The following is a 22,308-nucleotide window of genomic DNA, read 5'->3' on the forward strand; positions in this document are numbered from 1 at the left end:
CCTAGGGGTTGCATCCGACCGCCGACGAAAGCCTGCATGTGACCGCCACGGACCGCTCCATCGAGCTCATCAACGCCGCCGCTCAGGCGGCCGCCGACCGGCTCGCGCACGACATCATCGCCTACGACGTCAGCGACGTGCTGTCGATCACCGACGCCTTCCTGCTGGCCTCGGCCCCCAACGACCGCCAGGTCAAGTCGATCGTCGACGAGATCGAGGAGCGGCTCCAGAAGGAGCTCGGCGTCAAGCCGGTGCGCCGTGAGGGCGACCGCGACGCCCGCTGGATCCTCCTCGACTACGTCGACATCGTCATCCACGTCCAGCACAGCGAGGAGCGCGTCTTCTACGCGCTGGAGCGCCTGTGGAAGGACTGCCCGGAGATCGCCCTCCCCGAGGACGCGGTCAAGACCCGTGGCAAGGCCGAGGAGCACGCACAGCTCAACGGCGGCACGGAAGGTGACCAGAGCTGAACGGCAGCAGCAGCGGCAGGGGCCGCAGGGTCGTCCTCTGGCGGCACGGCCAGACGGCATGGAATCTGGAGCGCCGCTTCCAGGGCTCCACGGACATCGAGCTCACCGAGGCCGGCGTCGGGCAGGCCCGCCGCGCCGCCCGGCTGCTCGCTTCGCTGAAGCCGGACGCCATCGTGGCCTCCGACCTGCGGCGGGCGGCGGCCACGGCTGCCGAGCTGTCCGCCGTCAGCGGTCTCACCGTCGCCCACGACGCTTCGCTCCGCGAGACGTACGCGGGCTCCTGGCAGGGTCTGACCCACGAGGAGATCGTCGAGCGCTTCGGTGAGCAGTACGCGGCGTGGAAGCGCGGGGAGCCCGTGCGCCGTGGCGGCGGCGAGCTGGAGACCGAGGTCGCCGACAGGGCGGCCCCGGTCGTCCTGGAGCACGCCGAGAAGCTCCCGGAGAACGGCACGCTCGTCGTGGTCAGCCACGGCGGCACGATCAGGACGACGATCGGCCGGCTGCTGGGCCTGGAGGCGCACCACTGGGAAGGGCTCGGCGGGCTGTCCAACTGCTGCTGGTCCGTCCTCGGGGAGGGCGCGCGTGGCTGGCGTCTGCTGGAACACAACGCCGGCACGCTCCCGGAGCCGGTGCTCGGCGACGACGACTAGGACGCGTCCGGCCGATCATGTGACCGCTCCGTGCCTGAGCCGTTCCGGTGGGCATCGGGCGGGGTGGTCCGAGTGATGCCGAGTGGGAACGGCTGCGCCCGTTCCTGCCGTTCCTGCCGGTCAGTAACGGGCGTTGTGGCAGGTGACGGGATCACCGGCAGGTGATCGACGGGATTGTGCCCCGGGTGCGGACCGGGGTGCAGCGGTGTGACCTGCCCGAACGCTTCGGACCGTGGAGGACCGTCTACGAACGCCACCGCCTGTGGTCCGCCGACGGCACCTGGGAACGTCTGCTCCAGCAGGTCCATGCCGCGGCCGACCCGCACGCGAGATCGACAGGGACATCTCGGTCGACTCCACCGTCGTCCGCGATGAACGCCCGTTCGTGAAGCCCCTCTTGAGGCCAGTGGTCGGCAACCCTGGTTGTGTGGGCCGACACGGTTGCCCTGGGTAGCCAGGTTCCCAGGAACCCGCCGACGTGTTCCACATGGGAAGCCAGGACGGTGACCACCGAACACAGCGGGTGGGACCCCCGGCAGGACGACCTCGGCAACCATCCTGGCCGGGCGAGCCCACCCCCTGTGCAAAGCGTCTGCCGGTTCAACGCCATGACGGGCCGGACACGTCCTGGCGCTGGTTCCGGGCCGTCTCCGGGTGGCCCCGGCCGGATTTCACTTTCCGGCAGGTCGCAGGCTAAAGTTCTTCTTGTTCGCAGCGCGGAAACGCAGGGAAACACAGCGAACAGCGGGGCTATAGCTCAGTTGGTAGAGCGCCTGCATGGCATGCAGGAGGTCAGGAGTTCAATTCTCCTTAGCTCCACAATCAGGATCCCGTCCCCGTCAGGGGGCGGGATCTTCTGCATAGGAGGACCGAGCGGGCTGACCCCCTTGCGGGGTCATGGCAGAATCGGAACGCCGGAGGGGGCGACGTACCGATCGGGAGGGAGCGCGATGCCTGCGAGTCGCGAACACGTCCCCGACCAGCCTCTTGTCGCCGCCTCGCTCCCCGGTCCCGTACCGTCCGAAGATCGATCCCGTCTCGGCTGTCCGTCCTGCGGTTCGTCCCATGTGGCCCAGGTTCTGGGTGACAACGGAGGGGTCTCCTACGTGTGCACGGCCTGCGGCCACAGCTGGAGCTGACTGATGGGTGCACACAGGCGTAAGTGCGACTGGTGCGGCAGCGGTACGCCCATCGTCAGGGACATGGACCCGGTCAACGCGGAGTACCAGTACTGGTGCGAGGAGTGCGCACAGGCGCTGATCATAAAAGGCGACCCCATCGAGACCTACCGGGAGCTGGAGGGGGAGCCGATCTACGGGCGGCTCCTGGAGGAGCACTGCACCCTCAAGCGCTTCTACTCCTTCGCGACCGCCTGACCTGCGGCTGACGGTCGACCGCTCGGGATGATTCGGGCAAAACAGTGCGGACCGGAAACGATTTGGTGAAGCACCGGGGGGACCGTGTAATGTTCTCGATGTCGCCAAGGGAAACCGGGCGGCACGCAGTGAGGGGCTATAGCTCAGTTGGTAGAGCGCCTGCATGGCATGCAGGAGGTCAGGAGTTCAATTCTCCTTAGCTCCACAGGATCGACAGTGAAGAAGCGGGTCACCCGGATCGGGTGGCCCGCTTCTTTCGTCCGGATCGTTGTCCCGGTCGGGGTCAGTCGCGCCCGCTGCCCAGCGCACGCCGGCCCGCGGCCGGCAGGGCGGGGCGCTGTTCGGCCGGCGGCTGCTCGATGCGGAGCGCCAGGGCGGGGCAGCGGCGTACGGCCCGCTGGGCGCGTCCGCGCAGATGCATCGGAACGGCGGCGTCCGCCAGCGCCGGATAGCCGTCCGGGCCCAGCCGGATGAGCTCGGGGACGACGTCCGCGCACAGGCCGTGGCCCTGGCAGAGCGTCCAGTCGACCGCGAGCTTCTCGCCGCTCGGAATCGACTCCTCCAGGTCCTGGTGGTCGGGTGCGGGCAGCGGCAGCACCCCGACCGTCTCCCGGCCGCAGCCGCCGTCCAGGACGTGTGCGGCGAGGTCGTCCGTGAACGCCGACAGGGTCGAGAGCAGGAACCGGGCCGAACCGTCCGGGTGTTTGCACGCCCCGCGGCCCTTCACGGCCTGGGTGACCTCGCGCAGGGCCTCCAGTGCGGCGGGCCCGCCGCCGTTCAGCAGGTCGGAGAGCCCGCCCGCGGCGGCGGGGAGCCCCAGCTTGCACGGCCCGCACTGTCCCGCGGTCTCGGCCGCCAGCCAGTTGGCTATCCGGAGGGACTCGCCGAGCGGGCAGGTGTCCGGCCCGATCGGCAGGATGGCCCCCGCGCCGAGCGCGCCCCCCACGGTGGCCAGGGACTCGCGGGAGACCACGGCGTTGTGCGAGGAGACCGCGTCGATCCAGTTGCCGTGATAGCCCCCGGTGAGCACTCCCTGGGGGAGCGGCGGGGCGCCGGCCAGTTGCAGGACGTACCGCAGCGGCACCCCGGTCGGCACCTCGATGACCATGGGCCGGGCCACCGCGCCGGAGACGGTGAGCAGGACGGTGCCGGGCTCGCTCGGCAGCCCGGTGTGCCCGTAGCGGCGGGGCCCGATCCGGGCGGCGACGGCGAGCTGGGCGTACGTCTCCGCGTTCGACAGCAGCGTCGGGGCGCCGCCCACCCCGGTCTCCGCCGCCCGCTCGCGCCGGCCCGGGGGCAGGGCGGGCCCGCCGTTCGCCGCCCGGATCACCGAGGACGCCTCGCCCGAGACCATGCGCTCCGGGGTGCGGACCACCCGGGCGCGCAACTGCTGGCCGCGCCGGTCGGAGAGGCCGCGTTCGACGAGGGCCGCCCGTACGGAGATCTCCGTGGAGTTGCGGGTGACGGCGACGACCAGGGTGCGCGCGCCGAGTGCCTCGGCGGCCAGCAGCGCACCGTCCAGGATCAGGTGCGGGGCGCGGTTGAGCAGGACGGTGTCCTTGCGGCAGGCGGGCTCGCCCTCGCTGCCGTTGATCACCACGACGGGCCGCACCCCGCGCCGGATGGACGCCTTCGCCACGGCCCGCAGCTTCCTGCCGAAGGGGAAACCGGCGCCTCCCCTTCCGCGCAGGGAGATCGCTTCGGCCAGTTCGGCCAGCCGCTCACCGGTCATCGGCTCCAGCGGCCCGTGCACCTTGAGGTGCATGGCGAGGTCGAGCCGCTCCACCAGGTCGAAACCGGTGGTCAGTTGCGGCAGTCCGACGACACGGACCTCGGGCACATCGGGGAGGGGGACGTTCACGGTCGGTCTCCTGCGGGTGCGTGCCAGGGTTCGCCGGCCGGGGGCGCGGTGAACGGCGCGGGCGCCGGTTCGGCACGGGGCCCGGCGAAGGGGGAGGGAGCGGGGGAAGGGGAGGGGTACGGGGAGGTGCTGTCGTATTCCGGTGCGCCGTAGGGAGGCGGCGCGTACGTGTGTTCCTGCGCGGTCTGCGCCTGCGCGGGTGGTGCGGGGGACGGTGAGGGCCAGCGGCTCTCCGGCGGGAGTGACGGGTTGCCGAGCGAGACGGCGCGGTATCCGGCCGCTATGCCCGGTCCCGGTCCGGGCCCCGGTGCCTTCCTCCGCCCGAGGTCCGACAGGTCCCCCAGGTCCTCCGGAGGGCCGAAGATGATGCGGTCGGCGCTGCGGGGTGGGGGCTCGTACAGCGGCGACACGGACCCGTACAGCGTTTCCGTCGGTGCTTCGTGCAGCGAGCCGGGGATCGCCGTGGGCGGGGGCGAGGCCGGGGGGACCGGCGCCGACAAGGTGCGCGGGCGAACCGGCGTACCCCGGACGTCCCGGTCCGGTTCACTCCAGGCGGCCGGGTCGGACCAGGGCTCCCCGGTGGACGAGGAGGACTCCCGCAGGACCGGATCGGGGTCGGCCGGGGGCCCCTCGCCCAGCAGCTCGGCGATCCGGTCGGCGATCCGACGCCTCGTCGGACGCGGCAGCAGCCGCAGGCACAGCGCGCCGACGACTCCGGCGAGGCAGAGGCCGTACATCACGACCACCCAGGTGGCGGGCGCACGACCCGCGTACAGGCCGTGGATCAGCGCGGCGCACCAGGCCGGGTAGGCGAGCGCGTGCAGAGCGCGCCACCGGCCCGCGATGCCGCCCGTGTCCCGGGGGGACCCGAGCGACTGACCGAGCCGGGCGGCCTTGGGGGAGGGCTGCGCGAAGGCGCTCCGCAGGGCGCCGGTCGCGGCCGTGAGGATCATCAGCAGTCCGGCCAGCGAGCCGAAGCCGATCAGGCCGGCCGTGCCGGTGACGCCGAGGCCGAAGGGTATGAGGGCGCCGATCAGTGCCACATGCCCGAGCGCCACCTTGACGGTTCCGTGCAGCAGCAGGAAACCGAGCGAGGCCACGGCGGTGGCCCGGTGGATGCCCTGGCAGACGATCCGCTGACGGGTGGAGAGGAACAGCCGGTCGGTGGCCAGCAGGCCCCAGGCGACGGCCGCGCTGAGCGACACCAGCGACAGGACGCCGGTGGTGAAATCGAGGGTGGCGCGCAGCTCGTCGCTCCCTGCGACGGCGAGCAGAGGGACGAAAACCAACGCGGCGACAGTCAGGCCGCCCTGTACCGGCCGACTCATTCCGGGGCTCATGCTGGGAGATACGCGGATCTTGCGATGAGGGTTCATGGGGGGCGACTCCGAATAGTTCGGCAAAGCGGTCCCGTTGCCGCATGCTAGGACGCCCCATACCAACCAGTACGAGCTTTGCGCGGTTGCCCCGAAAGAGGTCGGTACGCCGAGTAACCTCCGCTTCCCGGGCGTTCCCTCCGCCCCAGGAACCTCCGCAGGCCTCCACGGAACGCCCATCGGAAGCCCACGCGAAGCACGCCGGGCGCACACCGCGCCCCCACGGAAGCTGCGCGCTTCGGCTACGAAGAGCGACACTCGGGTGGCAGGGTTCCGGCTCGCGCGCGTGATGTCCGCCCTCCGGTTACTCCCCGCTCCCTTCCGGCCCCGTGCGGTACCCTGACGCCATGCGTGCCGTACGCCTTCTGCTTAGCGGGCCGCGCTGAACAGTCCCGACCGGTGAGAACGCCTGGTCGGAGTCAGCGCGGCGTCCCCTCCTGTGCGAGGGGATTTTTCGTTTCCCGGCAGATGACGATCGATGGAGCTTTGAGGATCATGAGCGAGACGAATTCCGCAGCCGAGACGGCCGCGCCGCACCGCTACACGGCGGCGATGGCCGCCGACATCGAGGCACGCTGGCAGGACTTCTGGGACGCCGAGGGGACGTACGAGGCGCCGAACCCCACCGGCGACCTGGCGGGCGACCCTGAGCTGGCCGCCAAGCCGAAGAAGTTCATCATGGACATGTTCCCGTACCCCTCGGGTGCGGGCCTGCACGTCGGACACCCGCTGGGCTACATCGCCACCGATGTCTACGCCCGCCACCAGCGGATGACCGGCCACAACGTGCTGCACACCCTGGGCTTCGACGCCTTCGGTCTGCCCGCCGAGCAGTACGCCGTCCAGACCGGCACCCACCCCCGGGTCTCCACCGAGGCCAACATGGAGAACATGAAGGTCCAGCTGCGCCGGCTGGGTCTGGGCCACGACAACCGCCGCTCCTTCGCGACGATCGAGGCCGAGTACTACAAGTGGACGCAGTGGATCTTCCTGCAGATCTTCAACTCCTGGTACGACACCGAGGCCGACCGGGCCCGCCCGATCGCCGAGCTGGTCGAGCAGTTCGAGAGCGCCGCGCGGGCGACCCCCGACGGCCGTGAGTGGAGCGCGCTGAGCGCCACCGAGCGCGCCGACCTGCTGAGCCAGTACCGCCTGGCGTACGCCTCCGACGCCCCCGTGAACTGGTCGCCCGGTCTGGGCACCGTCCTGGCCAACGAGGAGGTCACCGCCGACGGCCGCTCCGAGCGCGGCAACTTCCCCGTCTTCAAGGCCAAGCTGCGCCAGTGGAACATGCGCATCACCTCCTACGCGGACCGGCTGCTGAACGACCTGGACGGGCTGGACTGGCCCGAGGCCATCAAGCTGCAGCAGCGCAACTGGATCGGGCGCTCCGAGGGCGCCCGGGTCGAGTTCCCGGTGGACACCGCGGGCGGCATCACCGTCTTCACCACCCGCCAGGACACCCTGTTCGGCGCGACGTACATGGTGCTGGCGCCCGAGCACGACATGGTCGAACGGATCATCCCGGCCGCATGGCCCGAGGGCACCCACCCGGTGTGGACCGGCGGTCACGCGAGCCCGGCCGAGGCCGTCACCGCGTACCGCAAGCAGGCCGCCGCCAAGTCCGACGTCGAGCGGCAGGCCGAGGCCAAGGACAAGACCGGGGTCTTCACCGGCGCGTACGCGACCAACCCGGTCAGCGGTGAAAAGGTCCCCGTCTTCATCGCGGACTACGTCCTGATGGGCTACGGCACCGGCGCGATCATGGCCGTACCGGCGCACGACGCGCGCGACTTCGCCTTCGCGCGCGCCTTCGAACTGCCGATGCGCTGTGTCGTCCAGCCCTCCGACGACCGCGGAACCGACCCCACCATGTGGGACGACGCGTTCGGCTCGTACGACGCGAAGCTGGTCAACTCCGCGAACGAGGAGATCTCACTGGACGGCCTGGGCGTCGTCGAGGCCAAGGCGAGGATCACCGACTGGCTGCAGGAACACGGCGTCGGCGAGGGCACCGTCAACTTCCGGCTGCGCGACTGGCTGTTCAGCCGGCAGCGCTACTGGGGCGAGCCCTTCCCGATCGTGTACGACGAGGAGGGCATCGCCCACCCGCTGCCCGAGTCGATGCTGCCGCTGGAGCTGCCCGAGGTCGAGGACTACTCCCCGCGCACCTTCGACCCGGAGGACGCGACCGCCCAGCCCGAGACCCCGCTGTCGCGCAACGCCGACTGGGTCAACGTCACGCTGGACCTGGGTGACGGACCCAAGAAATACCGGCGTGAGACCAACACCATGCCCAACTGGGCCGGTTCCTGCTGGTACGAGCTGCGCTACCTGGACCCGACCAACGACCGGCAGCTGGTCGACCCGTCGATCGAGCAGTACTGGATGGGCCCGCGCGAGGGGCAGCCCACCGGCGGTGTCGACCTGTACGTCGGCGGCGCCGAGCACGCCGTGCTGCACCTGCTGTACGCGCGTTTCTGGTCCAAGGTGCTGCACGACCTGGGCCACATCTCCTCCGCCGAGCCGTTCCACAAGCTGTACAACCAGGGCATGATCCAGGCCTTCGTCTACCGCGACAGCCGGGGCATCGCCGTCCCCGCCGCCGAGGTGGAGGAGCGCGACGGCGCGTTCTACCACGAGGGCGAAAAGGTCAGTCGCGTCCTGGGCAAGATGGGCAAGTCCCTGAAGAACGCGGTCACGCCGGACGAGATCTGCGCCGAGTACGGCGCGGACACCCTGCGCCTGTACGAGATGGCGATGGGCCCCCTGGACGTATCGCGCCCCTGGGACACCCGTGCCGTGGTCGGCCAGTACCGGCTGCTGCAGCGCCTGTGGCGCAATGTGGTCGACGAGGAGACCGGTGAGATCACCGTCGTCGACACGGAGCCCGGCGAGGACACCCTGCGCGCCCTGCACAAGGCCATCGACGGGGTCGGCCAGGACATGGCGGGGATGCGGTTCAACACCGCCATCGCCAAGGTCACCGAGCTGAACAACCACCTGACGAAGGCCGGCGGCCCGCTGTCCCGCTCGGTCGCCGAGCGGCTGGTCCTGCTGATCGCCCCGCTGGCCCCGCACGTCGCGGAGGAGCTGTGGCGACGGCTGGGCCACACCGAATCGGTCGTCCACCAGGACTTCCCGGTGGCGGACCCGGCGTACGTCGTGGACGAGACCGTCACCTGCGTCGTCCAGATCAAGGGCAAGGTCCGGGCCCGCCTGGAGATCTCGCCCTCCATCACGGACGCGGAGCTGGAGGCGCTGGCCCTGGCCGACGAGGCGGTCGTCGCTGCGCTGGGCGGGGCCGGGATCCGCAAGGTGATCGTGCGCGCGCCGAAGCTGGTGAACATCGTTCCCGCGTGACGGCCGTCCGAACGTCGATGGCTGAGGTGGGTGGTTAGGGCCATCCCCTACGGGCAGGTTGGGGGTTCCGAAGGAACCCTCGGCCTGCCCGTTCCGTTTACGGTGGAGGGGGCGACCGGTATCGGCGGCCGCAACGAGACATCGAGGGGCATTCATGGAAGCCGCGATCACGATCCTGGCGTTGCTCTTGGTCGCGTTCGTCGCGCTGGGTGTCTACGCGACCGTGAAGGCCGTCGGCGCGGCCAAGCGCGGCGTGGACCGCACGATCACGCAGGCCCGTCGCACCGTGGAGGACACCACGCTCCGGGCCAAGAGCTTCGGGCAGACGGGTGTCGCGGGCGAGCTCGCGCAGCTCCGGCTCGCCCTGCGCACCTCGATGCGGGCCACACAGGACGCCCTGCACGCCAAAGTCGCCGAGGACGCGTCCCTGGCGGAGTCGGTGGCCCTGTTCCGGAGGCTGAGCGAGCACGGCCTTGAGCTGGACGACGAGCTGAAGAGGCTGGAGCGCGAGCCGGACCGGGCGACGGTCGCGGGCCTCCTGCCCAAGCTGAAGGAACGCACACAGCGGATCACACACTCGGCGGAGTCGCTGCGCTGGGCGGCGCGGGACCGGGCGCGGCAGTTCGCCGACGACGACCTGGACGCGCTGAACGCGCAGATCGACATCGAGGCCGGTGCGCTGCGGCACTGGACCGTGGATGAGCCGTCGCGGGCATCCGGCGCGGGGACCGCCACCACGAAGCCGGGCCAGGGCCCCGGGACGGACTGGCCCGAGCCGGCCGCCTCGGCGGGTCCCTCGGCCGGAGACAGCAGCACGGCGGACGAGGCCTGGGCCGGACCGGCCCGCGAGGAGAGCCCGCAGGCGATCACCGCACCGGACCCGCGGCTGCGCACGACCTACCCCTGGCAGAAGTCGACTCGGCCCGAAACGACGAACTGACGCACCCCACTTCCCGGCGCCGGGATACGTAACGACCCGGCCGGATACGCTCCGAAGTGGCCATGAACGATCAGAGGGCCGGGGCCGGGCTGCCGCACTCCCACCACGCCAGGTAACCTCCGGCTCATGTCCTGCCATGTCGCTATCGTCACCGATTCAACGGCCTACCTGCCGCGCCCGACGATGGAACGGCACGGCATCACCGCGGTGCCGCTGACCGTCGTCCTGGGCGACCGGGCGCTGGAGGAGGGCACGGAGATCTCGGCCCGCTCGCTCGCCCTGGCCCTGCAGAAACGCCACTGGGTGACCACGTCCCGCCCCAGCCCCGAGGTCTTCGCCGCGGCCTATCGGACAGCGGCCGAGGGCGGGGCGGACGCGGTGGTGTCGCTGCACCTGTCGTCGGAGTTCTCGGGCACGTACGACGCCGCGCTGCTCGCGGCGAAGGACGCCCCCGTCCCGGTACGCGTGGTGGACACCGGGATGGTCGCCATGGCTCTGGGGTTCTGCGCTCTCGCGGCGGCGGAGACCGCCGAGGCGGGCGGCAGCCTGGACGAAGCGGTGACGGCCGCGGAGAAGCGGGCCGCGGGCACCTCGGCGTACTTCTATGTCGACACGCTCGACTATCTGCGCCGGGGCGGCCGTATCGGCACGGCACAGGCCCTGCTGGGATCCGCGCTGGCGGTGAAGCCGATCCTGGAGCTCGACGGGGGACGGATCGAGATGCTGGAGAAGGTGCGGACGGCGTCCAAGGCCATCGCCCGCCTGGAGGAGATCGTCGCCGAGCGGGCGGGTACGGCCCCGGTGGACATCGCCGTCCACCACCTCGCCGCCCCGGAGCGCGCGGAGCGTCTGGCCGAGCGGCTGCGCGAACGCCTTCCCGGTCTGGTCGACCTCCATGTCAGCGAGGTCGGCGCGGTGATCGGGGCGCATACGGGACCGGGGCTGCTCGGTGCGGTGATCTCGCTGCGGTGAGCGCGGTGAGCGCGGTGAGTGCGGCGACCTGAACGGGGTGCGGGTTTCACTCGGTGGAGTGGCCGAGTTGTCCACAACTGCCGGGCCGTCCACAGGAATCGGTGCTGCTCAGCGGGTTCCGGTGGAGGTGCCTAACGTCGTGAGGCATGGCCCTTCGATCTCCTCGGGCGTCGGCTCCCGATGCCCTCTCCGCCTCCGCCCCGTCGTCCGATACATCGACCACGCACACCCACCCACGCACGTCCACCCGCACGACCACGCTCCCGCCGCCCCCACGGGAACGGCACGGCCCCGGCACTCGTCCGGGCGGCAGGGCGGGTACGGGTCCCGGCGCTCGCTCCGGTGCACGCCACGGTGGGCGGCGGTCCGTGCGGCGGCGTTCCGCCCTTGCCGCGGCGGCCGCGCGCCGTCGGGCGGATGCGCTGATGGCGGGAGTCTCCGGGCCCGGGAGCGATGCCGCTACCGCCCCGGTGCATGAGTCGGTAGCCGGCCCGGTACGCGAGCCCGCCCCCGCAGTACGGGAGCCGGTACCCGCCCCGGTACGCGAGTCCGCCCCCGCACCGGTACAGGAGCCGGAACCCGAGCTCGTGCCCGAGACCGCGGGGGAGCGATCCGGTTGCGGTCCGTCGGGGGTGCGCCGTGCCGTGGCGGCTGTCCGGGAGCGGTTGCCGTTGTGGGTGCGGCTCCGGTGCGGGATGGCGCCGCGCACACCGGTGGTGCTCGGCCTGGTGCTGCTCGCCGCCGTGGCCGTCGCCGCCTTCCACTTCTGGTCCGTACGCCCCCAGACCGTGCGTGCGCCGGAACCGGTCGCGGACGAAGCGGCGTCGTCGGCGTCGGATCCGTCACGGCCCGGCGCCCCCGATCCGGTACCCCGTCCGGCCGCCGGGGCGCCCCCGGCCGTGGACGAGGGCGGCGGGAGTGCGCAGATCGTCGTCGATGTGAGCGGCAAGGTGCACCGGCCGGGGGTCCGTCGGCTTCCGGCGGGCTCGCGGGTGGCGGACGCGCTCGAGGCAGCGGGTGGTGTGCGCGCCGGCACGGATGTGACCGGGCTCAATCGGGCGCGGGTCCTGATGGACGGTGAGCAGGTCGTCGTGGGGCTTCCGCCCGGTCCGGCGGTCTCCGGCGCCTCCGGTGGCGGAGAAGCCGGGGCCGACGGGCCGGCCGGTGCGTCGGGCGGGCCCGGCCCCACGGCACCGCTGAGCCTGAACACGGCGACCGCGGAGCAGCTCGAAACCCTGCCGGGGGTCGGGCCCGTGCTGGCCCAGCACATGATCGACTACCGCACGGAGAACGGCGGATTCCGGTCCGTCGACGAGCTCCGGCAGGTCAACGGGATCGGCGACCGCCGCTTCGCCGACCTCCAGCCTCTCGTACGGCCATGAGCAGCAGCGAGGCCCGGCTCGCCCCCAGGGCCGCGGGCGCGGACGGGGACCCCACCGGAAGCGGGGCGGACGCGCGTCGGGAAGGGCCCACGGACCTGCGGCTCGTTCCGCCCGCCCTGGCGGTCTGGGCTGCCGCCGCGGTGGCGCTGGGGCTGCCGGGGCGGTGGGTGGCCGCAGTGACCGTCGCCTGCGCTGTTCTGGCGCTCGTTCTTCTGGTGGCGGCCGCGCGCACCCCTCGGGGTGCGAGGGCCACCGGACCGTCCCGGGCCATGGCCGCCGCCGGGGGAGCCGTGCTGCTGTGCGCGGCGGCGGGCGCGGCCGTGGCCGGACTCCACGGGGCCGATGTGCGGCGCGGCCCCGTCCCCGGGCTGGCGCGGGAGTACGCGCGGATCGACGCCGACGTGCGGGTCACCTCGGATCCCCGGATGACCCGCCCGGCGGTACGCGGCAACCACAGCGCCCCGGCCCTGCTCCTCCTCGACGCCGAGGTCATCGAGGTGCGGACGGCGGACGGCCGGCGCACCCGGGTCCGTACCCCGGTGCTGCTCATGGTCGCGGCGGGCGATCACCGGGCGGACTGGCAGAAGCTGCTGCCGTCCACCCGGCTCCGGCTCAGCGGCCGGCTATCGCCTCCCGCACACGAGGGCGATCGGCTGGCGGCGGTCCTGCGGGTGGACGACAAGGGTGCGCCCCGGATCACCGGGCCCCCGACGTGGACCCAGCGCACGGCGGGGGAGCTGCGCGCCGGGTTGCGGGAGGCGACGGACGAACTGGACGCGGACGCGCGTGCGCTGTTGCCGGGGCTGGTGGTCGGTGACACCTCCGGAGTCCCGCCCGAACTCCACGACGCCTTCAAGGCGACCGACCTGACACATCTGTTGAGCGTTTCCGGAGCCAATCTCTCGATTCTGCTCTTTCTCCTCATCGGGCCGCCCGGGGCGGCGCTGAGCGCGGAACGGCGCGGTCTGGCTCCCCTGCTGGGCCTTTCCCTGCGGGGGACCGCGCTGATCGGCGGTGCGCTGACGCTCGCCTTCATCGTCGTGTGCCGTCCGGAACCGAGCGTGCTCCGCGCGGCGGCCTGCGGCCTCATCACGCTCCTCGCGATCGGAACGGGCCGCCGGAGATCCCTGATTCCCGCCCTGGCGGCGGCTGTCGTCCTCCTGGTGCTGTACGACCCCTGGCTCGCCCGGAGTTACGGATTCCTGCTGTCGGTCCTGGCCACCGGTGCGCTGCTGACGCTCGCGCCGCGGTGGAGCGTCGCCCTGCGGGCGCGGCGGGTGCCGGGCAGGCTCGCCGAGGTGCTGGCCGCGGCGGCGGCCGCGCAGGCGGTGTGCGCACCCGTGGTGGTGGTCCTGGCCTCGCGGGTCAGCCTGGTGGCGGTCCCGTGCAATCTGCTGGCGGAGTTCGCGGTGGCACCGGCGACGGTGCTCGGGTTCGCGGCCCTCGCCGTCGCCCCGGTCACCCCGCCGGTGGCCGAGCTGCTGGCCCGGGTCGCGAGCTGGCCGGTCGGGTGGATCGCCCAGGTCGCCCGCACGGGGGCCGACCTTCCCGGGGCGGAAGCGCAGTGGCCTGGCGGGTGGTCCGGCGCGGCACTGTTGGCCGGCCTCACGGTCCTGGCCGCGCTCCTGGCCCCGAGGCTGGCCCGTCGCCCCTGGATCTGCGCGGCCACCGGGCTGCTTCTCGTACTGGCGGTGCTGAGGCCGGTTCCGTTGACCCGGATCATGACCGGCTGGCCGCCGCCGGACTGGGCGTTCGCGCTCTGCGACGTGGGGCAGGGCGATGCGATGGTGCTCATGGCGGGGGAGGGCACGGGCGTGGTCGTCGACGCCGGACCCGACCCCCGTGCGGTCGACCGGTGCCTGCGCGACCTCGCGGTGACCCGGGTCCCACTCGTGGTCCTCACCCACTTCCACGCCGACCACGTGCGCGGGCTGCCGGGCGTGCTCCGGGGCAGGGCGGTGGGCGCGATCCAGACGACGGGCCTTCAAGAGCCGCCCGAGCAGGCCGCGTTCGTGCGGCGGACGGCGGCCGCGGCGGGGGTTCCGACCATGCGGGCCGTGGCCGGTGAGCACCGCCGGGCGGGCCCGGTCGACTGGCGGGTCCTCTGGCCGCGCCCCGGGCCCGGGGGAGCGGGGGCGGCGGCGGTCCTGGAGCCGAACGACTCCAGTGTCACCCTGCGCGTACGGGCGGCCGGAGGGCTCACGCTGCTGCTCCTGGGGGACCTCGAACCCCTGGCCCAGCGGGAGTTGTTGCGCGGCCCGGAGGCGTCGGGCCCGGTGGACGTCCTCAAGGTGGCCCACCACGGCTCGGCCTTCCAGGATGCCCGGCTGCTCCACGACGTACGGCCGAGGCTGGCGCTCATCTCCTGCGGCGCGGACAACCCGTACGGCCACCCGTCGGCCCGCACGGTGGGCGCCCTCAGGGCGGCGGGGGCCCGGGTCCTGCGCACCGACACCGACGGGCCGATCGCGGTGACGGGCGCGGGGAAGGAGCTGCGGGCGGTGGGCAGGTCATGACACCCCGTAGCCCGCCCCACCCACCTGTCGTCGCGCTGCCCCGCTCCCGGGGGCCGGAGCACGCGGGTCAGTCCAGCCACGTCCCGGCGAGCATCAGGTCGCGGTCGGCGAGTTCGTTCACCTCGCGCCAGGCGCGCACGGTGTGGGCGCAGACTGGGCCCATGACCTCGCAGACACCCACGACGTCCGGTGCCTCCACCCCGGAACCCGACAGCGGCGACGACGGCATCACCGACGCGGTCGTCGACGCCTATCTCACCCGGATCGGCGCGGACCGGCCGGTGCGGGCCGGTATCGAAGCACTGCGCGAGCTGCAGCACCGGCATCTGCTCGCCGTTCCCTTCGAGAACCTCTCGGTCCATCTGGGCGAGGACATCGTGCTGGAGGAACGGGCGCTCATGGACAAGGTGACCGGAGGGCGCGGTGGCTTCTGCTACGAACTGAACGGCGCGTTCGGGGCGTTGCTGCGCGCGCTCGGGTTCCGGGTGGCCCTGCTCCAGGCCCGGGTCTTCGGCGACGGCGGTCGGCTCGGTATTCCGTACGACCACATGGCGCTGCGGGTGGAGACCGAGGACGGCACGGGACCCTGGCTTGCGGACGTCGGGTTCGGCGACAACGCGCTGCGGCCGCTGGCGCTCGACGACCGGACGGAGCAGGAGGACCCCCGGGGCGTGTTCCGGTTCCGTGAGGCGCCGCAGGGGGACCTGGATCTGCTGCGTGGCGGCTCGCGGCAGTACCGGCTCGACCTGAGGCCGCGGACGCTGCCGGAGTTCCGGGGCGGGGCCTGGTACCACCGAACCTCGCCGGACTCGCACTTCACCCGGTCCCTGGTCTGCTCCCGGTACACGGAAACCGGGAAGGTGACGTTGAGCGGACGGTCCCTGGTCACCACGGTCGGCGGCGAGCGGCACCGTACCGAACTGGCCACGGACGAGGAGGTGCTCGCCGCCTACCGGGACCACTTCGGGGTGCGGCTCACCCGGGTTCCCGAGGTCCGGGCGGCAGCAGTCGCCGTGCCGGGCAAAGGCCCCGGGCGGTGACCCCGCGAACGCGGATCGTGCCCAAGGGCTGAGTCGTCCGCGCCGGATCGTCCGGCACGCGCCTACGGCTTCTCCAGCCAGCCTTCGTACTCCGCGGCGAACGCGTCGAGCGCGGCCGGGTCCAGGCGCCGGGCCGCGTCCTCCACGACCACCAGCCACTGGGCGTCCTCGGCGTCGTCCTCGCCGGCCAGCGCGTCCCGTACGAGCTGGGGCTCGTCGGCGACGCCGAAGCGGTCCGCCAGCTCCCCGGCCACCTCCTCCGCGGAGTCGCGGTCGGGCAGCACCAGTACGTGTCTCACATCGCTCACCCGGTCATTCTCCGGTACGGGTGCCCGCGCCCCGCGCCCCGGGGCGGCCGGGCCGCCAGTGCTGTCCGGGCCGCGAGTGCCGTCCGGACTGCCCGGGCTGTCAGCGGGGCGTGGGATGCTGGATCGCGATGGCCACCAGGAAGAATTCCACCGACGATCCGCTCGCCCCCCTCACCCTCGCCGTGGGCCAGGAGGACCTCCTCCTGGACCGTGCGGTGCAGCAGGTGGTGGCGGCCGCGCGTGCTGCCGACGCCGACACGGACGTACGTGATCTGGCGTCCGACCAGTTGCAGCCCGGCACGCTCGCCGAGCTCACCAGCCCCTCGCTCTTCGCCGAGCGCAAGGTCGTGATCGTGCGCAACGCGCAGGACCTCTCGGCCGACACGGTCAAGGACGTCAAGGCGTATCTCGGCGCGCCGGTCGAGGAGATCACACTCGTCCTGCTGCACGCGGGCGGAGCCAAGGGCAAAGGGCTGCTGGACGCGGCGCGCAAGGCGGGGGCACGGGAGGTCGCCTGCCCGAAGACCACCAAGCCCGCCGAGCGGCTCTCCTTCGTACGGTCGGAGTTCCGTACGCACGGGCGGTCGGCGACGCCGGAGGCCTGCCAGGCGCTGGTCGACTCCATCGGCAGCGATCTGCGGGAGCTGGCGAGCGCGGTGTCCCAGCTGATCGCGGACGTCGAGGGCACGATCGACGAGGCGGTCGTCGGGCGCTATTACACCGGACGGGCGGAGGCCTCGTCGTTCACCGTCGCCGACCGGGCGGTCGAGGGGCGCGCGGCGGAGGCGCTGGAGGCGCTGCGGTGGTCGTTGTCGACCGGGGTCGCGCCCGTCCTGATCACCAGTGCGCTGGCGCAGGGGGTGCGGGCGATCGGGAAGCTGTCCTCCGCGCGGGGCGGCCGCCCGGCCGACCTGGCCCGGGAGCTGGGGATGCCGCCGTGGAAGATCGACCGGGTGCGGCAGCAGATGCGGGGGTGGACGCCGGACGGGGTCGCGGTGGCCCTGCGGGCCGTGGCGGCGGCGGATGCGGGGGTGAAGGGCGGGGGGGATGATCCTGAGTACGCCCTGGAGAAGGCCGTCGTCACTGTCGCCCGGGCCGCGCGGGCGGGGCGGTAGGCGGCCCTGGGGCGCCTCGGCCCGCCGCTCGCCGCTCTGGGTGCGGGGCCCTGGTCGCCGGTTCGGTCCTCAAACGCCGGACGGGGTGGGTGCGCGCCGGACGGGCTGGACGTACACGCACGGAAGCCCCGGGCCTCGGTCTGGGGAGATCGAGGCGCCGGGGCTTCCGGGTCACACTTCGGGTGCGCCGCACCCGCGTGGCGAACGCAGGTTCGGTGTGCGGCGCGGGGTGCCGGTCCGGGGCGGGAGAGAGGGCCCGTTATTCCGGTCCGGCGGTCACATCAGTGAGCTTCGGGAAGAAGCTCAGGCCTGCAGGGAGGCAACCTTGGACGCCAGCGCCGACTTCTTGTTGGCGGCGGCGTTCTTGTGGATGACACCCTTCGAGACAGCCTTGTCGAGCTGACGGGAGGCGTCGCGGACGGCCGTGGTGGCCTTCTCGACGTCACCGGCAGCGGCGGCCTCGCGGGCCTTGCGGATCGCGGTCTTGAGCGACGACTTGACGGCCTTGTTGCGCAGGCGCGCCTTCTCGTTGGTCTTGTTCCGCTTGATCTGGGACTTGATGTTCGCCACGAAAGAGCCTTTTCAGGTTCGTTGGATCTTCTAGGTGAGCCACGCCGCTCGTGAGAGCCACGAGGCACAGCTGTCCACGTTAGCAGTCACTCTCCGACCGGCCCAAACCGGTCGTGGTCCCGCAGGCGTGGGACGATGGAGCCTACGTATCGATCCGACCGACCCGACATCGACCCGAGACACGGCGTTCGGCGTCTCAAGAATCAGGACCCTGCGTGCCCGCGACTCCTTCCAACGTGCCCGAGCCGAGCCGTACCGACCCGGCGCTGATCCGCAACTTCTGCATCATCGCGCACATCGACCACGGCAAGTCGACCCTCGCCGACCGGATGCTTCAGCTGACCGGAGTGGTCGACCAGCGGCAGATGCGTGCTCAGTACCTCGACCGGATGGACATCGAGCGCGAGCGCGGCATCACCATCAAGTCCCAGGCGGTCCGGCTGCCCTGGGCGCCCAACACGGGCGAGGACACGGGTACCACCCATGTCCTCAACATGATCGACACCCCGGGCCACGTGGACTTCACCTACGAGGTCTCCCGTTCGCTCGCCGCCTGCGAGGGCACGGTCCTGCTGGTCGACGCCGCGCAGGGTATCGAGGCCCAGACGCTGGCCAACCTCTATCTCGCGATGGAGAACGACCTCACCATCGTCCCGGTGCTCAACAAGATCGACCTCCCCGCCGCGCAGCCGGAGAAGTTCTCCGAGGAGCTGGCCAACCTCATCGGCTGCCAGCCCGAGGACGTGCTCAAGGTCTCCGCCAAGACCGGTGTCGGCGTGGACGCGCTGCTCGACCGGGTCGTGCGGGACGTGCCGGCCCCGGTCGGCGTCGCGGACGCCCCCGCCCGCGCGATGATCTTCGACTCGGTCTACGACTCGTACCGCGGTGTCGTCACCTACGTCCGTGTCATCGACGGCCAGCTCAACAAGCGCGAGCGCATCCGGATGATGTCGACCGGCGCCACCCACGAGCTGCTGGAGATCGGGGTGTCCTCCCCGGAGATGACCCCGGCCGACGGGATCGGCGTGGGCGAGGTCGGCTACATCATCACCGGTGTGAAGGACGTCCGGCAGTCCAAGGTCGGTGACACGATCACCTCCCTGCACAACGGGGCGACCGAGGCGCTGGGCGGCTACAAGGACCCGAAGCCGATGGTGTTCTCGGGGTTGTACCCGCTGGACGGCTCGGACTACCCGGACCTGCGCGAGGCGCTGGACAAGCTCCAGCTCAACGACGCCGCCCTGGTCTACGAGCCGGAGACCTCCGCCGCGCTCGGCTTCGGCTTCCGTGTCGGCTTCCTCGGCCTGCTCCACCTGGACGTGGTCCGCGAGCGCCTGGAGCGCGAGTTCGGCCTCGACCTGATCGCCACCGCCCCGAACGTGGTCTACCGCGTCGAGATGGAGGACGGCACCGAGCACGTCGTCACCAATCCGAGCGAGTTCCCCGAGGGCAAGATCGACAAGGTGCACGAGCCGGTCGTCCGCGCCACGGTGCTGGCCCCGAGCGAGTTCATCGGCGCGATCATGGAGCTGTGCCAGGGCCGGCGCGGCACCCTGCTCGGCATGGACTACCTCTCCGAGGACCGGGTCGAGATCCGCTACACCCTGCCGCTCGCGGAGATCGTCTTCGACTTCTTCGACCAGCTGAAGTCCAAGACCCGGGGTTACGCCTCCCTCGACTACGAGCCCACCGGCGAGCAGTCGGCGCACCTCGTCAAGGTCGACATCCTGCTGCACGGCGACAAGGTGGACGCGTTCTCCGCGGTCACCCACAAGGACAAGGCGTACGCGTACGGCGTACGGCTCGTCGCCAAGCTGCAGAAGCTCATCCCGCGGCAGAACTTCGAGGTGCCGATCCAGGCGGCCATCGGTGCCCGGGTCATCGCCCGTGAGACCGTCCGCGCCATCCGCAAGGACGTCCTCGCCAAGTGCTACGGCGGTGACATCTCCCGTAAGCGGAAGCTGCTGGAGAAGCAGAAGGAGGGCAAGAAGCGGATGAAGATGGTCGGCAACGTGGAGGTTCCGCAGGACGCCTTCATCTCCGTCCTGTCGACCGACGAGTCCGCGGGAGAGAGCAAGGGCAAGAAGTAGTTCTGCGCCGACGCCTGTCGGTGAGCTGCCCGAAGGGCCCCCATGCCGCAGCATCGGCGTGGGGGCCCTTTCGTTATGAAAGCGGCGGCCCGTTGCCTCTTACGTGGCGGACAAGTGCGCTCTACTCTGATCACGACCTGCTGGTTACTGGCCAGTTAAACAAGCTGGACAAGCAGGTTGCGCCGCAGGCGAGAGCGCAGAACCAGAGCAGCAGGACCCGAACAGCAGGACGAGAGCAGCAGGACGAGCACCAGGACGACAGCAGCAGGTCGCCCGTATCAAAGAAGCCGGTCGTAGCAATGCCGCAGGCCCGGAGGACGTCGTGAGCGACACACAGACCTTGATCGATAACCGGCCGCCCTCCGTGGCGTCCCTCTTCATCGACCGCGTGGCGGCGACCCCGGACGGGGAGGCGTACCGCTATCCGGTGCCGTCGGCCTCGGGAGAGGGGCCCGACGACTGGAAGTCGCTGAGCTGGGGCCAGGCCGCGGAGCGGGTCTACGCGATCGCCGCCGGGCTGATCGCGCTCGGCGTGGGGCCGGAGGAGCGGGTCGCCCTCTCCTCCGCCACCCGCGTGGAGTGGATCCTCATCGACCTCGGGGTGATGTGCGCGGGCGCCGCGACCACCACGATCTACCCCTCCACGAACGCCGAGGAGTCCGCGTTCATCCTGGCCGACTCCGAGAGCCGGATCCTCATCGCGGAGGACGCCGAGCAGCTGGCCAAGGCCCGGGAGACCCGCGAGGGGCTGCCGAACCTCGCCCACGTCGTGGTCATCGACCCGGCCGGCGTCGAGCCCGCCGAGGGCGACCCCGAGGGCTGGATCATCACCCTCGCCGACCTGGAGGCCAAGGGCGCCGAACTCCTCGCCAAGACCCCGGACGCGGTCACCGAGCGGGTCTCCGCGATCACCGCCGACCAGCTCGCCACCCTCATCTACACCTCGGGCACCACCGGCCGCCCCAAGGGCGTACGCCTGCCGCACGACAACTGGTCGTACATGGCCAAGGCCACCGTGGCGACCGGCCTGATCAACGCCGACGACGTGCAGTACCTCTGGCTGCCGCTCGCCCACGTCTTCGGCAAGGTCCTCACCTCCGGCCAGATCGAGGTCGGCCACGTCACCGCGGTCGACGGCCGCATCGACAAGATCATCGAGAACCTGCCGGTCGTCCAGCCGACCTACATGGCCGCCGTGCCCCGGATCTTCGAGAAGGTCTACAACGGGGTCGCCTCCAAGGCCCGCGCGGGCGGCGGCGCCAAGTACAAGATCTTCCAGTGGGCGGCCGGGGTCGCCCGCGAGTACGCCAAGGTCTCCCAGGACAACTTCCGGCGCACCGGCAAGGCGTCCGTCCCCTTCGCGCTCGGCGCCAAGCACAAGGTCGCCGACACCCTCGTCTACTCCAAGATCCGTGCGGCCTTCGGCGGCCGGCTGCGCGCCTGCGTCTCCGGCTCCGCCGCCCTCGCCCCGGACATCGGCTACTTCTTCGCGGGGGCCGGCGTCCACATCCTGGAGGGCTACGGCCTCACCGAGACCAGCGCCGCCTCCTTCGTGAACCCGGGCGAGGCCTACCGCACCGGCACCGTCGGCAAGCCGCTCCCCGGCACCGAGGTGCGCATCGCCGACGACGGCGAGATCCTGCTGCGCGGCCCCGGCGTCATGCAGGGCTACCACAAGCTGCCCGACAAGACCGAAGAGGTCCTGGAGTCGGACGGCTGGATCCACACCGGAGACATCGGCGAGCTGTCGGTCGACGGCTACCTCCGCATCACCGACCGCAAGAAGGACCTGATCAAGACGTCCGGCGGGAAGTACGTCGCCCCGGCGGAGGTCGAGGGCCAGTTCAAGGCGGTCTGTCCGTTCGTCTCCAACATCCTGGTGCACGGCGCGGACCGTAACTTCTGCACCGCGCTCATCGCCCTCGACGAGCCCACCCTCCTCGGCTGGGCCGCCGAGAACGGCCTGGAGGGCAAGTCGTACGCGGAGGTCGTCGCGGCCCCCCGGACCGTCGAGCTGATCGACGGGTACGTCTCGCGCCTCAACGAAGGCCTCCAGCGCTGGCAGACCATCAAGAAGTTCCGTCTCCTGCCGCGCGACCTGGACGTCGAGCACGGCGAGCTGACCCCCAGCCTCAAGCTGAAGCGGCCGGTCGTCGAGCGCGAGTACCAGGAGCTCATCGACGAGATGTACGCGGGCTCGCGCGAGGCCTAGTTGTTTGGAGGCTTCTCGCGCGAACCGTCCGGGGGCTCGGCCCCGGACGGGCACGGCGGGGCGGTCG

16 protein-coding genes, 2 tRNA genes and 2 pseudogenes are annotated in these 22,308 nt (G+C 71.7%); 15 read left to right on the plus strand and 5 right to left on the minus strand.

The genetic code is table 11. The features are described 5' to 3' along the window. Positions 1-38 precede the first annotated feature (38 nt). From rsfS to IG90_RS0118510, 6 genes and pseudogenes are all read left to right on the plus strand, one after another. Positions 39-470, plus strand: a complete 432-nt coding sequence (gene rsfS / locus IG90_RS0118490; protein WP_030585387.1) for a ribosome silencing factor — start codon at positions 39-41, stop codon at positions 468-470. Beyond that, entirely contained in the window at positions 467-1,120 is a 654-nt protein-coding gene (locus tag IG90_RS0118495; RefSeq protein ID WP_030585390.1) for a histidine phosphatase family protein, read from the plus strand. Before rsfS ends, IG90_RS0118495 begins: the two co-directional genes overlap by 4 nt. Positions 1,121-1,173: 53 nt before the next feature. After that, positions 1,174-1,440, plus strand: a pseudogene (locus IG90_RS45945) (transposase); the annotation flags it as partial. A 426-nt stretch (positions 1,441-1,866) separates the two neighbouring features. Further along, positions 1,867-1,939, plus strand: a tRNA-Ala gene (locus IG90_RS0118500). Positions 1,940-2,262: 323 nt separating this feature from the next. Further along, on the plus strand, positions 2,263-2,496 hold the full coding sequence (locus IG90_RS0118505; RefSeq protein ID WP_030585393.1) for a hypothetical protein: 234 nt from the start codon (positions 2,263-2,265) through the stop codon (positions 2,494-2,496). A 132-nt stretch (positions 2,497-2,628) separates the two neighbouring features. Then, positions 2,629-2,701, plus strand: a tRNA-Ala gene (locus tag IG90_RS0118510). Between the two features lie 78 nt (positions 2,702-2,779). Here the strand turns inward: IG90_RS0118510 and IG90_RS0118515 are convergent. Next, complete coding sequence (locus IG90_RS0118515) at positions 2,780-4,357, minus strand: NADH-quinone oxidoreductase subunit NuoF family protein (RefSeq protein ID WP_030585396.1); 1,578 nt, start codon at positions 4,355-4,357, stop codon at positions 2,780-2,782. Next, entirely contained in the window at positions 4,354-5,685 is a 1,332-nt protein-coding gene (locus IG90_RS0118520; protein WP_033894379.1) for a ferric reductase-like transmembrane domain-containing protein, read from the minus strand. Before IG90_RS0118520 ends, IG90_RS0118515 begins: the two co-directional genes overlap by 4 nt. A 543-nt stretch (positions 5,686-6,228) precedes the next feature. On the opposite strand from IG90_RS0118520, the gene leuS reads away from it, so the two are divergent. The 5 genes from leuS (at position 6,229) to IG90_RS0118545 (ending at position 14,906) form a co-directional block, all read left to right on the plus strand. After that, on the plus strand, positions 6,229-9,096 hold the full coding sequence (gene leuS, locus IG90_RS0118525) for a leucine--tRNA ligase (protein WP_030585401.1): 2,868 nt from the start codon (positions 6,229-6,231) through the stop codon (positions 9,094-9,096). A 154-nt stretch (positions 9,097-9,250) separates the two neighbouring features. Continuing rightward, the gene (locus IG90_RS0118530) at positions 9,251-10,036 is read left to right on the plus strand and encodes a hypothetical protein (RefSeq protein ID WP_030585404.1); all 786 of its coding nucleotides are present in this window, start codon (positions 9,251-9,253) and stop codon (positions 10,034-10,036) included. A 126-nt stretch (positions 10,037-10,162) separates the two neighbouring features. Beyond that, positions 10,163-11,008: a DegV family protein gene (locus tag IG90_RS0118535; protein ID WP_030585407.1), complete on the plus strand. Its 846-nt coding sequence runs from the start codon at positions 10,163-10,165 to the stop codon at positions 11,006-11,008. A gap of 644 nt (positions 11,009-11,652) precedes the next feature. After that, positions 11,653-12,390, plus strand: coding sequence for a ComEA family DNA-binding protein (locus tag IG90_RS45950; protein WP_411572631.1), 738 nt, complete (start codon positions 11,653-11,655; stop codon positions 12,388-12,390). Continuing rightward, a complete protein-coding gene (locus tag IG90_RS0118545) occupies positions 12,387-14,906 on the plus strand; it encodes a ComEC/Rec2 family competence protein (protein WP_233436003.1) in 2,520 nt (839 codons plus the stop codon). The genes IG90_RS45950 and IG90_RS0118545 overlap by 4 nt, the downstream gene beginning before the upstream one ends. 67 nt (positions 14,907-14,973) lie before the next feature. Here the strand turns inward: IG90_RS0118545 and IG90_RS42100 are convergent. Next, a pseudogene (locus tag IG90_RS42100) lies at positions 14,974-15,060 on the minus strand (pyridoxamine 5'-phosphate oxidase family protein); the annotation flags it as partial. Positions 15,061-15,067: 7 nt separating this feature from the next. On the opposite strand from IG90_RS42100, the gene IG90_RS0118555 reads away from it, so the two are divergent. Further along, a complete protein-coding gene (locus tag IG90_RS0118555; RefSeq protein ID WP_030585415.1) occupies positions 15,068-15,946 on the plus strand; it encodes an arylamine N-acetyltransferase family protein in 879 nt (292 codons plus the stop codon). Between the two features lie 62 nt (positions 15,947-16,008). Here the strand turns inward: IG90_RS0118555 and IG90_RS0118560 are convergent, their stop codons facing one another. Continuing rightward, positions 16,009-16,254 carry a hypothetical protein gene (locus IG90_RS0118560; protein ID WP_030585418.1) on the minus strand — a complete coding sequence of 82 codons (246 nt, stop codon included), beginning with the start codon at positions 16,252-16,254 and terminating at the stop codon, positions 16,009-16,011. 128 nt (positions 16,255-16,382) lie between these two features. Between IG90_RS0118560 and holA the strand changes: the two genes are divergently transcribed. Next, positions 16,383-17,369 (plus strand): DNA polymerase III subunit delta, encoded by a 987-nt coding sequence (holA, locus tag IG90_RS0118565; RefSeq protein ID WP_030585421.1) that lies wholly within the window; start codon positions 16,383-16,385, stop codon positions 17,367-17,369. A gap of 303 nt (positions 17,370-17,672) precedes the next feature. Here the strand turns inward: holA and rpsT are convergent, their stop codons facing one another. Further along, entirely contained in the window at positions 17,673-17,939 is a 267-nt protein-coding gene (gene rpsT / locus IG90_RS0118570) for a 30S ribosomal protein S20 (protein ID WP_007449624.1), read from the minus strand. 215 nt (positions 17,940-18,154) lie between these two features. On the opposite strand from rpsT, the gene lepA reads away from it, so the two are divergent. Together lepA and IG90_RS0118580 are read left to right on the plus strand one after the other, a co-directional pair. Then, entirely contained in the window at positions 18,155-20,029 is a 1,875-nt protein-coding gene (gene lepA, locus IG90_RS0118575; RefSeq protein WP_030585424.1) for a translation elongation factor 4, read from the plus strand. A gap of 322 nt (positions 20,030-20,351) precedes the next feature. Further along, a complete protein-coding gene (locus IG90_RS0118580; RefSeq protein ID WP_030585426.1) occupies positions 20,352-22,241 on the plus strand; it encodes an AMP-dependent synthetase/ligase in 1,890 nt (629 codons plus the stop codon). Positions 22,242-22,308: the final 67 nt, after the last annotated feature.

Source organism: Streptomyces anulatus (genome assembly GCF_000721175.1).
Taxonomy (GTDB): Bacteria; Actinomycetota; Actinomycetes; order Streptomycetales; family Streptomycetaceae; genus Streptomyces; species Streptomyces anulatus_C.